The organism is Bacillus gaemokensis, from assembly GCF_001590835.1.
In the GTDB taxonomy this organism is placed as follows: domain Bacteria; phylum Bacillota; class Bacilli; order Bacillales; family Bacillaceae_G; genus Bacillus_A; species Bacillus_A gaemokensis.
Genome location: NZ_LTAQ01000016.1, coordinates 47,136 through 58,638, shown reverse-complemented (window position 1 = coordinate 58,638; position 11,503 = coordinate 47,136). Strand labels below are relative to the sequence as shown.

Annotated in this window: 15 protein-coding genes; 2 read left to right on the top strand and 13 right to left on the bottom strand. The window is 37.3% G+C overall.

Annotation, left to right across the window (positions count from 1 at the left end; genetic code table 11):
• Nucleotides 1–259 precede the first annotated feature (259 nt).
• Nucleotides 260–478, bottom strand: a complete 219-nt coding sequence (locus tag AZF08_RS15635) for a hypothetical protein (RefSeq protein ID WP_033677142.1) — start codon at nt 476–478, stop codon at nt 260–262.
• 321 nt (nt 479–799) lie between these two features.
• Here AZF08_RS15635 and pdaB point away from each other — a divergent pair, with 321 nt between their 5' ends.
• A complete protein-coding gene (pdaB, locus tag AZF08_RS15630; RefSeq protein ID WP_033677144.1) occupies nt 800–1,564 on the top strand; it encodes a polysaccharide deacetylase family sporulation protein PdaB in 765 nt (254 codons plus the stop codon).
• A gap of 89 nt (nt 1,565–1,653) precedes the next feature.
• On the opposite strand, the gene AZF08_RS15625 is transcribed toward pdaB, so the two are convergent.
• The gene (locus tag AZF08_RS15625; protein ID WP_033677146.1) at nt 1,654–2,268 is read right to left on the bottom strand and encodes a KinB-signaling pathway activation protein; all 615 of its coding nucleotides are present in this window, start codon (nt 2,266–2,268) and stop codon (nt 1,654–1,656) included.
• A gap of 138 nt (nt 2,269–2,406) precedes the next feature.
• Between AZF08_RS15625 and gerD the strand changes: the two genes are divergently transcribed.
• The gene (gerD, locus tag AZF08_RS15620) at nt 2,407–3,024 is read left to right on the top strand and encodes a spore germination lipoprotein GerD (protein WP_033677148.1); all 618 of its coding nucleotides are present in this window, start codon (nt 2,407–2,409) and stop codon (nt 3,022–3,024) included.
• 77 nt (nt 3,025–3,101) lie between these two features.
• On the opposite strand, the gene AZF08_RS15615 is transcribed toward gerD, so the two are convergent.
• From AZF08_RS15615 to AZF08_RS15565, 11 genes are all read right to left on the bottom strand, one after another.
• Nucleotides 3,102–4,166 carry an Mrp/NBP35 family ATP-binding protein gene (locus AZF08_RS15615; RefSeq protein ID WP_033677149.1) on the bottom strand — a complete coding sequence of 355 codons (1,065 nt, stop codon included), beginning with the start codon at nt 4,164–4,166 and terminating at the stop codon, nt 3,102–3,104.
• A gap of 145 nt (nt 4,167–4,311) precedes the next feature.
• Nucleotides 4,312–5,025, bottom strand: coding sequence for an N-acetylmuramoyl-L-alanine amidase CwlD (gene cwlD, locus AZF08_RS15610; protein WP_033677151.1), 714 nt, complete (start codon nt 5,023–5,025; stop codon nt 4,312–4,314).
• 66 nt (nt 5,026–5,091) lie between these two features.
• Complete coding sequence (locus tag AZF08_RS15605) at nt 5,092–5,520, bottom strand: DUF2521 family protein (RefSeq protein ID WP_033677152.1); 429 nt, start codon at nt 5,518–5,520, stop codon at nt 5,092–5,094.
• A gap of 251 nt (nt 5,521–5,771) precedes the next feature.
• Complete coding sequence (gene rpsI / locus AZF08_RS15600) at nt 5,772–6,164, bottom strand: 30S ribosomal protein S9 (RefSeq protein WP_000079986.1); 393 nt, start codon at nt 6,162–6,164, stop codon at nt 5,772–5,774.
• A gap of 21 nt (nt 6,165–6,185) precedes the next feature.
• Nucleotides 6,186–6,623 (bottom strand): 50S ribosomal protein L13, encoded by a 438-nt coding sequence (gene rplM / locus AZF08_RS15595; protein ID WP_001260793.1) that lies wholly within the window; start codon nt 6,621–6,623, stop codon nt 6,186–6,188.
• A gap of 152 nt (nt 6,624–6,775) precedes the next feature.
• Nucleotides 6,776–7,519 (bottom strand): tRNA pseudouridine(38-40) synthase TruA, encoded by a 744-nt coding sequence (truA, locus tag AZF08_RS15590; protein ID WP_033677230.1) that lies wholly within the window; start codon nt 7,517–7,519, stop codon nt 6,776–6,778.
• A gap of 14 nt (nt 7,520–7,533) precedes the next feature.
• A complete protein-coding gene (locus AZF08_RS15585; RefSeq protein WP_033677153.1) occupies nt 7,534–8,328 on the bottom strand; it encodes an energy-coupling factor transporter transmembrane component T family protein in 795 nt (264 codons plus the stop codon).
• On the bottom strand, nt 8,316–9,197 hold the full coding sequence (locus AZF08_RS15580; protein WP_033677155.1) for an energy-coupling factor ABC transporter ATP-binding protein: 882 nt from the start codon (nt 9,195–9,197) through the stop codon (nt 8,316–8,318). The genes AZF08_RS15585 and AZF08_RS15580 overlap by 13 nt, the downstream gene beginning before the upstream one ends.
• Nucleotides 9,173–10,015, bottom strand: a complete 843-nt coding sequence (locus AZF08_RS15575; protein ID WP_033677156.1) for an energy-coupling factor ABC transporter ATP-binding protein — start codon at nt 10,013–10,015, stop codon at nt 9,173–9,175. Before AZF08_RS15575 ends, AZF08_RS15580 begins: the two co-directional genes overlap by 25 nt.
• Before the next feature lie 112 nt (nt 10,016–10,127).
• On the bottom strand, nt 10,128–10,490 hold the full coding sequence (rplQ, locus tag AZF08_RS15570) for a 50S ribosomal protein L17 (RefSeq protein WP_000331490.1): 363 nt from the start codon (nt 10,488–10,490) through the stop codon (nt 10,128–10,130).
• A 35-nt stretch (nt 10,491–10,525) separates the two neighbouring features.
• Nucleotides 10,526–11,470 carry a DNA-directed RNA polymerase subunit alpha gene (locus AZF08_RS15565; protein WP_033677157.1) on the bottom strand — a complete coding sequence of 315 codons (945 nt, stop codon included), beginning with the start codon at nt 11,468–11,470 and terminating at the stop codon, nt 10,526–10,528.
• Nucleotides 11,471–11,503: the final 33 nt, after the last annotated feature.

The window sequence follows — 11,503 nt, the reverse complement described above, 5'->3', positions numbered from 1 at the left end:
GTTCATCCTGAGCCAGGATCAAACTCTCCAATAAAGTTAGTTTGTCTAGCATCATAAAAAATAAAAATTGACGTTGCACGTTGTTTGTTTCGTTCAGTTTTCAGAGAACTCGTTTGCCGCTCATTTGCGACTCCCTTATGTTAACATCTCAGTTATTCAATGTCAACTAAGTTTTTCATCTTGTTTTTCGCTTATTTGCTTTACTGCATCAGCGACGGTTATTAATTTATCATATATTAACTAATTGAGTCAACACTTTTTAATAAAAAATTCTTTTTCTTACATAACGGATACATTCTTCTGCATTCGCTACTCTTCGAAACAAACAAAAAATGATTTTATATCGTTCTTCCATCGTCTTTTTTACAACATTATGTATACGCTCATCCTCAAAATCAAACAAAAGTTCATCCAACTCTCTTTTCAATATATATTCAATTTCTTTCTGTTCTTCTGTTGTCATCATAATCCCAATCAAATAATCACCCCAACAATTACTTACATATCTGTTTACATACAATAACTCTCTCAATACTTTTAATAACATAACCTAGAACGAATAAAGTGTAACTTTAATTATTGTTTTTTTTATTCAATCTCACTAAATGATTAACTTTCAGAAATTGAACGATTAAGTGCAGGTGTCTCTTCCTGTTCACACAAAATACAAGCACGCATCCCATAATTTAAACTGTACTTTTTATTATATCCATCTCTTACGATGTTAATCCTCTGTTCTCTTTTCAAATTTTTATGCATATAAGTAACTGAAAAGGATTGGACAAAGGGGCGGAAGATTATGTTTTTCTTTTTGATAACAAGTAAGCGTACGTTTAAACACATTAGTTTAATAATTGTACTTTCCTTATTTACAGCCTGGCTTCTTTTCTTAAAGACATATTCTCATGAATCCACTTTTTCAACAGCTACTGGTCCAAAAGTAATTTACAAAGGCGATACCGCAAAAAAACAAGTTGCGTTAACGTTCGATATTAGCTGGGGGGACAAAAAAGCGATCCCAATCCTTGATACATTAAAGGAAAGAGAAATTCGAAATGCAACATTCTTCCTTTCTGCTGCATGGGCTGAAAGACACCCCGATATTGTTGAGCGCATTATGAAAGATGGCCACGAGATTGGCAGCATGGGCTATAACTATACATCTTATACTTCATTAGAAGCGAGCGAAATGCGAAGAGATCTTATACGTGCACAAGATGTATTTACAAAGCTTGGTGTCAAACAAGTCAAGCTCTTACGCCCTCCTAGTGGTGAATTTAATAAAACGGCACTTAAGGTCGCAGAATCATTAGGATATACAGTTGTTCATTGGAGTAACAATTCAAATGACTGGAAGAACCCTGGTGTAAATAAAATTGCATCAACTGTCGCTAACAATCTACGTGGCGGAGATATTGTTTTATTGCACGCTTCCGACTCAGCACTCCAAACCAATAAAGCTCTCCCTCTAATCCTGCAGAAATTAAAAAGTGAAGGATATGAGCAAATATCCATATCACAACTTATTTCTAATACAAATACGAACAGCGAAGATATAAAATAAAATGCTTATCCTTAATTATTCTAAAATCCCCCATACAAAAAGGATACAATATCTTATGTCTAAGATATTGTATCCTTTTTATTTTCCCCTTAGCTAGCTGATTCACTTTTTTGTCCTATTAAACGATGTAATATAAGTAACTGATATGCATTACACAATAAAAGTGGTATAACCATTAAATATAACCAATCCGTGTCATTGATTCGGAGTGCTGGTACCCATTCAAGAGTTGTTACCACAACCATAAAGAATAAAGCAGGTACAAATGCCTTCTTATTCGTTTCTCTACTCTTTACATAAGCCACGATTGCCCCAAACAAAAACAATAATCCCGCTACAAGAATATTATTCCCCAGTGAAGCATCTCCATTTGCAATAAGTACTGACCTTAAATACACAAAGTCAAACAATACAAATGCAATGAAAAATAACTGAATTGTATTCCAGAGAGAAGAAGATCGAAACATTCCTAGACCGAAACGATGGACTGTTAAATATGCAAAAAAGCCCATTTGGCTTATAACACTAAAAATAAACCCTACACCCATTAACCAAAAAGAAACTGCTAAAACCTCTTTCCCGTCGAAATTTTGAAAAAATTCAGCGTACTTGTCCCACTTTAAAATAAAGCCAATACAGATTGTACTAATCCCACCAAGAAACAACGTCGTAAAAAAGAGTCGTACCCACTTTCGGCTATTCACAACACATCCCCCATTATTCATATATTTCTACTTAAATTGTATCAATGACAATTTCAAAAAGCTAGCCATGAATATGTATAAATTCTTCAAAGATATTTATATTAAAAAAGAGAACTGTGTTGAAAGGAGCTCCAACTAATGAAACGGATGCTGCTCGTTTTGGTTTCTTCGCTTCTGTTTACTGTACTTGTCGCATGTGTACAAGGAAAAGAAGAAAAATCAGAATTAGATTACGATCAAACAAAGAAAATGATTGTCGATATTTTAAAAACTGATCAAGGAAAGAAAGCAATTCAAGATGTATTAACCGATGAGAAAATGAAACAAGCACTTATATTGGATGAAACAGTAGTAAAGAAAACAATTGAAGATGCAATGGTATCCGAGAAGGGGCAACAATTTTGGGAAAAATTATTTAAAGACCCTGAGTTTTCAGCGAAATTCGCAAAAAGTATGGGCAAAGAACAAACAAATTTAATGAAAACTTTATTGAAGGACCCTGAATACCAAGCCGGTGTTATAGAAATTATGAAAAACCCTGAAGTGGAAAAAATGATGCTACAAACCATGAAAAGTAAAGAATATCGTCAATATTTACAGCAAGTATTAAATGAAACAGCCGAAAGCCCACTCTTCCAAGCAAAAATGATTGATATCATTAGCAAAGCTGTTCAAAAAGCCGAAAAAGGCGGCGGCTCTGAGAAGAAAGAAGAAGGTGGCTCACAAGACGGAAATAAAGAACAAGAACAAAAATAAAATCAATCTCTCCATATAGTAAATTCCCCATCACTACATGTAGGATGGGGAATTTTTCTTATCTTAATAGGAGCTTATTATTGTTTAACTAATGTTCTATCAATAACTTGCTCTGCTATCGTCCGATAAATGATACCTGTTTTATGTGTATCCTCGTATACAGATGGTGCAAAATCATCTTTATTCCAATCTGGCTGCTGAAGTGGAATCCGACCTAATACATCAGTTTGTAGCTCTTCAGCTAATTTATCTCCGCCGCCTTTTCCAAATACATACTCTCTTTCACCAGTTACTCTACTTTCAAAGTATGCCATATTTTCTACAACCCCAAGAATGCTGTGTTCAGTACGCAGAGCCATCGCCCCTGCGCGAGCAGCTACAAATGCTGCCGTTGGATGAGGAGTTGTGACAATAATTTCTTTACAAGCAGGCAACATCGAGTGAACATCTAATGCCACATCACCTGTACCAGGTGGCAAGTCTAACACTAAGTAATCCAAATCTCCCCATTCCACTTCCGTAAAGAAATGATTTAGCATTTTTCCAAGCATAGGTCCTCTCCAAATAACTGGTGCATTATCCTCTACAAAGAAGCCCATTGATATGACTTTTACTCCTAGACGCTCCACCGGGATGATTTTATCCCCTCGTACAATTGGACGCTTTTCTATTCCCATCATATCCGGCACACTGAATCCATATATATCCGCGTCAATAATACCAACTTTTTTCCCTAAACGCGCCAATGAAATAGCAAGGTTAACTGAAACAGTTGATTTCCCAACTCCACCTTTTCCACTAGCAACCGCTAAGAACGTGGTTTTAGAATGTGGTGATAATAAAGACTCATTTTTTTGTTCTTCTTGCGGTGGCGCAAACTCTGCTAGTTCATCCTCTGTAAATTCAGCAAAGCGCAGACCAACTGTTGCTGCTCCAAGTTCTTTGACAAGCTTAACAATAGCTGCCTGCAATTGCATTTGTTCGGCAGTTCCTGTTTTTACGATTGCAATTTTAATACTGACATGCTCTTTCTCAGGCTTTACCGTTATCTCTTTGATTGCATTTGTTTCTCTTAATGTTTTATGTAGAAACGGATCAGTAATCCCTTCAAGCACTTTCACTACTTGCTCTTTCGTTACCATAATCAGCCCAGCCCCCTGTATGAAAAATAAAGTAATGTTAAATGAATTGGGTTTGTTCATTTGCATACAAAATAAATACGTTTACATTTCCAGTATAACATATTTTCCGAAAACTTCGTTAACGAGAGGAATTCAAAAATCCCCCTTATTCAGGAGGATTTCCTTTTTCCGTAAAATAACGGAGTATTCCGCGGTATATTGCAGCTGCCACCTTTTGCTGATATTTTTCCGAATTTAACATGTATCTTTCATTTACGTTTGATAAAAAACCAGCCTCAATCAAAGCACCTGGTGTTTTCGCATACTTAAGCAAGTAGACGTGAGAAATTGTTTTAGCTGAACGATTCGTGTTTTCTAAACTCGTTCGCAATTCAGCTTGTATAAATTTCGCCGCACGTTCGTTTTCAATTAAAGAGCGATAGTAAAACGTTTGTGCCCCCTTTGATCCACTGCTTGGCAGAGCATTTAAATGAATGCTCGCAAAAAAATCCACATCAGGCTTATTAACGATTTCTACACGCTTTTTTAAGTCCTCTGCTTTGCGTCTACTATATGATTTTGTACCTTTATTAGCTAAATCATAATCTCCCTCTCTTGTTAACATAACTAAAGCACCTTGCTCCTGCAAATAATCTCGTACCATTTTTGTAATTTCAAGCGTAATGTTTTTTTCCACTATATCCTTACCACCAACCGCTCCTCCATCTGGTCCGCCATGCCCAGCATCTAATACAATTACCTTCCCTGATAAAGGTAAGTTCCAAGCTCGCCACGAATTTGTAATTTGAAATTCTTGTTTTACCAAGAAAAACAACACAACAGCAGCAAGCATAAAGGAGATAATTCGAATTCTCTTCATACCTTTCCCCCTCCAGCTAGTCCCTCTAATTACTTATATGGGACAAGAGGAAAGTTTATGCGTTTCTTAATGCAGCTTTAACCGGTATCTTCTTTCACCCTTTTCGTATCCTTCACGCCACCATGAACTAATAAATTGTTGGCAAGATTCATACAGCAATTCTTCATCTTTTGATTCTATCTCCCTTACAGTCATACTCGTCAAAAAATGAAATAACATTTCCGTCAATTGCTGTTCTTCTTCTAAAGCTCTATATTTTACGTCAAAAAATGATTCTCCATAATAGCCAAATTTACTATATCTTGCTCCAAGTAAGTACGATTCAATTCCTAATTCAATACAATAGTCCTCGTACTGACGATGCAATTCTTTCATATCAAAAGCATCACGAATATTCGTTCGTAATGTGTTTAATGATAATTCACGAAGCATTCTCCGTTCATATTTCAACTGCTTTTCTTTTTGTTTTTCTTGTAAGCTAATAATGACATTCATAGTACTTATAAACCTCCCTAATACGTATTAGTCTAAACTTCTAGAGAAGAAGCATACGTAGGAACGGCTCACTAAAATATTCCAAGCTATATAGGGTTGTAGTAAATTGAAAATTTATTCATTGAGGTTCTTCAGCCTCTTTTGCAAATAGGAAGATGAAAAATATTCGAGGAATGTAATGCCGTTTCTTATCCTAGTAAAGAACAATAAAAAACCCCAGCCGAAGGGCTGGGGTTTGAAGTTCGCAAAAATTAACGTTTTGAGAACTGAGGTGCACGACGTGCGCCTTTAAGACCGTATTTTTTACGCTCTTTCATACGTGCGTCACGAGTTAATAGACCCGCACGTTTTAATGTTAGACGGTATTCTGGGTCAGCTTTTAATAAAGCGCGAGAAATACCGTGACGAATAGCACCAGCTTGACCAGTGTATCCACCACCATTTACGTTTACAAGTACATCGTAGTTACCTAAAGTTTCTGTTGCAACTAGAGGTTGTTTCACTACTTCACGTAATGCAGCAAATGGGATATAATTTTCAAAATCACGACCGTTAATGATAACGCGTCCTTCGCCTGGAACTAGACGCACGCGTGCTACTGAACTCTTACGACGTCCAGTACCATAGTATTGTACCTGTGCCAAAGTAAGCCCTCCTTTAATTAATTATCCGCGAAGTTCGTAAACTTCTGGTTTTTGTGCTTGGTGTGGATGCTCAGCTCCAGCATACACATTTAATTTTTTAGACACTTGACGTCCTAAACGTCCTTTTGGAAGCATGCCTTTAATTGCAAGCTCTAACATTTGTACAGGGTAGTTTGTACGCATTTCTAGAGCTGTTCTTTGTTTAAGTCCACCTGGGTGGTTAGTGTGACGGTAGTAAATTTTATCGTTTAATTTATTACCTGTTAAATGAATTTTCTCAGCGTTAATAATAATTACATGATCACCCGTGTCAACGTGTGGTGTAAATGTTGGTTTGTTTTTACCACGTAAAATGGATGCTACTTCACTAGCAAGGCGACCTAAAGTTTGACCTTCAGCGTCAACCACATACCATTTACGCTCAACTTCGTTAGCTTTTGCCATAAAAGTCGTACGCATGTGTTTCCCTCCTCGTTATCTTTTCCATAGAAAAAATCTATTGTTTATCTTAAACACGATTTCCTTCCGGGGCTAATCGTGGTTTTAGAAACAATACCATATGTTATGATATCCTTTTGAGATTCTAATGTCAAGCAAATGTTACACCAGGATTAGTTGTTATAGTTTACCTGCCATAAATAAAGTCCGTGCCCTGGCACCATCTTCCCAGCAAAACGACGATCCTGTTTTCTTAAAATCTCTGGAATGCTGTCAGAATCAATCTTTCCTTGTCCTACGCTAAGAAGCGTACCAACAATAATTCTCACCATATTATACAAAAATCCGTTTCCTACAAAGCGAAAAATCAGTTCGTCACCTTGCTCAATTAAATCTATTTCATAAATTGTTCGCACTTTATCCTTTTTGTCAGTTTTTGCCGAACAAAATGAAGTAAAATCATGCGTTCCAATAAAATGAGGAATTGCTTTTCTTATAAATTCTATATCCAATGGATAAGGATACTGATACACATAGTTTCTACGGAATACATCCGCACTTTTAGATAATAACACACGGTAGCGATATTCTTTTTTCTCAACACCGTAACGCGCATGAAAATCCTCTGTTTTTTTCTCTACTTGCAGAATGGCAATATCATCTGGCAACATGGTACTTAAAGCATTCATCCACTGCCAACCTTCAAGAGATAAAGGTGTATCAAAGTGGATAACCTGTCCTCTTGCGTGGACCGTAGAGTCTGTTCTCCCAGACGCCTGAACACGAATAAGCTCTCCTTTATGCAGTTTTTGAAGGGCTTTCTCTATTTCTTGTTGAACAGTACGATGCTGTGGTTGAATTTGATATCCACAAAAATGAATGCCATCATATGCAACTGTACATTTTATTCTTTCCATTTCTCTATTCTCCATTACGATCGCACCCATGCTAAAATACACGCTAAACAAAGTAAACTTACTATTGTTAACGTATCGCTCAATTTCCAGCGTAGCTGCCTAAATTTTGTACGGCCTTCACCGCTTTGATAGCCACGTGCCTCCATCGCAATTGCTAAGTCCTCAGCACGTTTAAAAGCACTAATAAAGAGTGGTACAAGCAAAGAAATAACAGCCTTTAATCTATCTTTTATCGGTCCATCAGCAAAGTCTATGCCGCGGGATGCTTGCGCCTTCATAATTTTGCTCGTCTCATCCATTAATGTTGGGATAAAACGGAGAGAAATAGACATCATTAATGCGATTTCATGAACAGGAACCTTTATTCGCTTTAATGGCTTTAACAACGTCTCCATACCATCAGTAATTTCAATAGGTGTTGTCGTTAACGTCAATAATGTTGTCATTAAAATAATGACAAAAAAGCGTATGGAAATATATATCCCTTGCTCTAATCCTTTTTCATGTATCGAAAACCAACCAAGCTGGAACAGTACATCCCCTTCTTTATTTGTAAAAATATGCAGGAAAAATGTAAAAAGAAAAATCCATAAAATTGGTTTTAAGCCCGAAAGTACATAACGAATCGGCACTTTTGCAAAAAATAAAGCAATGAGTGCATATAAAAATAAAAGTCCATATGAAATCGCATTATTTGCTAAAAAGACAACAAATACATATAAAAAGACAATCAACAGCTTCGTACGAGGATCAAGTTGATGAACGAGTGACCCGCCTGGAATATATCTTCCAATAATCAATTGCTGCATGATTCATGACCACCTTTTCGTAACACCTGTACAACTTCATGAGTAAGATCCTCTAAAGATAAGGTAGCCTTTGGAATCGTAATACCAAACTTCTCTTCAATTGCACGTTTATACTTTAAAGACATCGGAAGATCCACGCCGATTTTTTCTAATTCATCCGCATATGAGAATACTTCCTCCGCTGTTCCTTGCAAAAAGACCGTTCCTTTATGCATGACCACAATTTGATCCGCATACTTAGCAGCATCCTCCATATTATGAGTAACGAGTATTACTGTTAGTCCCTGCTCTTTATGAAGCGTATAAAACATCTCCATAAGCTCTTGCTGTCCTTTTGGATCAAGTCCTGCTGTAGGTTCATCCAATACAAGCACCTCAGGTTCCATCGCAAGTACACCCGCTATCGCGACACGTCTCATTTGTCCACCGCTTAGTTCAAAGGGAGACCGTGCTAATAATTCTGGATCCAATCCAACAAGCTCGATTGCATCTCTTGCTTTTTGCTTTGCCTTCTCTTCAGGTACACCAAAATTTGAGGGACCGAAACAAATATCTTTCTCAACTGTCTCTTCAAATAACTGATGCTCTGGAAATTGAAAGACAACCCCTACTTTTTTTCGCAGCGGCTTCAACTTCTTCTCTTTCTTTTGAGCGGAAATTTGATGTTCTCCTATTTGGACCATACCATTTGTAGGCTGCAATAAACCATTTAAATGTTGAATCATCGTCGATTTGCCCGAACCAGTATGACCGATAATGGCATAGTAGCCTCCACTTGGAAACGACACGTTTACATCATAAAGCGCGCGTCTTTCAAATGGAGTCTTATATTGATAACGATGCTCTACCTTTTGGAATGTAATTTCCAAAGTTCGTTCACCAAGCTTTCCATTGTAAGATGCGTATTTTGCAGTTGAATTTTATTTCTTTTTAATAATTCTGCTATTTTAATCGAGAATGGTACATCTAATCCGATTTCCCTGAGCATATGAGAGGATCTGAAAATTTGTTCTGGTGTTCCTTCCTCTAATACTTCTCCCTGGTTTAAAATGATAATGCGGTCTGATTGTGCAGCTTCTTCTAGATCGTGTGTAATCGATAATACGGTAATACCTTTTGTATCCACAAGTTGTCTAACCGTTTCAACTACTTCACGCCTTCCTTGTGGATCTAGCATCGATGTCGCTTCATCCAATATTAAAATAGACGGTTGAAGCGCTAATACACCTGCTATTGCAACACGTTGCTTTTGTCCACCAGATAAAGAATGCGGTTCCTCATTTAGAAACTCTTCCATACGAACAAGCTGCAATGCTTGATTCATACGTTCTACCATCTGTTCCCGGGGTATTCCAATATTCTCAAGTCCAAATACAACATCATCTTGCACTGTTGTACCAACAAATTGATTGTCTGGATTTTGAAATACCATACCAATTTGTTTTCGAACGTCCCACACCGTTTCTTCAGATAAAACCATTGAATCATTTACAGTAATCGTTCCTGACTCTGGTAAAAATAAACCATTTAATAACTTTGCAAGTGTAGACTTCCCTGAACCGTTTTGTCCAATAACAGATACCCATTCTCCCTCATCTAAAGAGATTGAAACATCTTTTAATGCATAAGAAGTTGCCCCGGGATATTGAAATGATATGTTTTTTGTACGAAGTTTTTCTTTTTTCAATTCAAGGCACCCTCTCTCCTGAATCCAACAAGTTAGCCTATTTTTGTATATTTAAAAAAAAAGGGCCATGACCAGTTACTTGAAAAGAACTGTCCTGCCCTTTTAATTATCATTATACTAACTCGATAATTACCATTGGTGCAGCGTCTCCGCGACGTGGACCAATTTTTGCAATACGAGTGTATCCGCCTTGACGCTCAGCATAGCGTGGAGCTACATCAGCGAATAATTTTTGAAGTGCATCTTGACCAGTCTCAGCATTAGCAACTTCATTACGGATGAAAGCTGCTGCTTGACGACGAGCATGAAGATCTCCGCGTTTACCTAAAGTGATCATTTTTTCCACTACAGAACGAAGTTCTTTTGCACGAGTTTCTGTCGTTTGGATGCGCTCGTTGATAATTAAATCAGTAGCTAAGTCACGTAACATAGCTTTACGTTGCGCACTTGTACGGCCTAATTTTCTGTATGCCATTCGTAGTTCCCTCCTTTGTTGATGATTTTAAATCCTCAGTCGTCTTTACGTAAGCCTAAACCTAATTCTTCAAGCTTATGCTTAACTTCTTCTAAGGATTTACGTCCTAAGTTACGAACTTTCATCATATCTTCTTCTGTTTTGTTCGCAAGCTCTTGTACAGTATTAATTCCTGCACGTTTTAAGCAATTATAAGAACGAACAGAAAGATCAAGTTCTTCAATAGTCATCTCTAGAACTTTTTCTTTTTGATCTTCTTCCTTTTCGACCATAATCTCAGCATTTTGTGCTTCATCAGTTAAACCAACGAAAATGTTTAAATGCTCAGTTAAGATTTTGGCACCTAAAGAGATAGCTTCTTTTGGCCCGATGCTTCCATCCGTCCATACATCAAGCGTAAGCTTATCATAATTTGCCACTTGTCCGACACGTGTCTTTTCCACTTGGTAAGTCACACGTGATACTGGTGTATAAATAGAATCAATAGGAATAACCCCTATTGGTTGATCTTCGCTTTTATTTGCATCAGCTGGCGTATACCCACGACCACGCTTTGCAGTTAAACGCACGCGGAAATGCGCATCTTTTGCTAACGTTGCAATGTGTAAATCTGGATTTAAGATTTCAACATCACTATCGTGAGTAATATCAGCAGCTGTGACAATACCTTCGCCCTGTACATCGATTTCCAACGTCTTCTCTTCTTCAGAGTAGATTTTAAGAGCTAATTTTTTCAAGTTTAAGATCATTGTTGTAACGTCTTCTACTACGCCCTCAACTGTTGAAAATTCGTGTAATACGCCATCAATTTGGATGGCAGTTACAGCGGCACCAGGGAGTGAGGATAAAAGAATACGACGTAAGGAGTTACCCAAAGTAGTACCATATCCACGCTCAAGCGGTTCAATCACGAATTTACCATACTTAGCATCTTCGTTAAGTTCAACCGTTTCGATTTTCGGTTTTTCAATTTCAATCATTAATTAAACCCTCCTTCAAAACGTCGAAACCTC

Coding starts and splice junctions, on each gene's coding strand:
- pdaB (WP_033677144.1), top strand. CDS start 800: ATGTTTTTCTTTTTGATAACAAGTAAGCGTACGTTTAAACACATTAGT.
- gerD (WP_033677148.1), top strand. CDS start 2,407: ATGAAACGGATGCTGCTCGTTTTGGTTTCTTCGCTTCTGTTTACTGTA.
- AZF08_RS15615 (WP_033677149.1), bottom strand. CDS start 4,166: ATGGTAACGAAAGAGCAAGTAGTGAAAGTGCTTGAAGGGATTACTGAT.
- cwlD (WP_033677151.1), bottom strand. CDS start 5,025: ATGAAGAGAATTCGAATTATCTCCTTTATGCTTGCTGCTGTTGTGTTG.
- AZF08_RS15605 (WP_033677152.1), bottom strand. CDS start 5,520: ATGAATGTCATTATTAGCTTACAAGAAAAACAAAAAGAAAAGCAGTTG.
- rplM (WP_001260793.1), bottom strand. CDS start 6,623: ATGCGTACGACTTTTATGGCAAAAGCTAACGAAGTTGAGCGTAAATGG.
- truA (WP_033677230.1), bottom strand. CDS start 7,519: ATGGAAAGAATAAAATGTACAGTTGCATATGATGGCATTCATTTTTGT.
- AZF08_RS15585 (WP_033677153.1), bottom strand. CDS start 8,328: ATGCAGCAATTGATTATTGGAAGATATATTCCAGGCGGGTCACTCGTT.
- rplQ (WP_000331490.1), bottom strand. CDS start 10,490: ATGGCATACAGAAAATTAGGCCGTACAAGTGCGCAACGTAAAGCTATG.
- AZF08_RS15565 (WP_033677157.1), bottom strand. CDS start 11,470: ATGATTGAAATTGAAAAACCGAAAATCGAAACGGTTGAACTTAACGAA.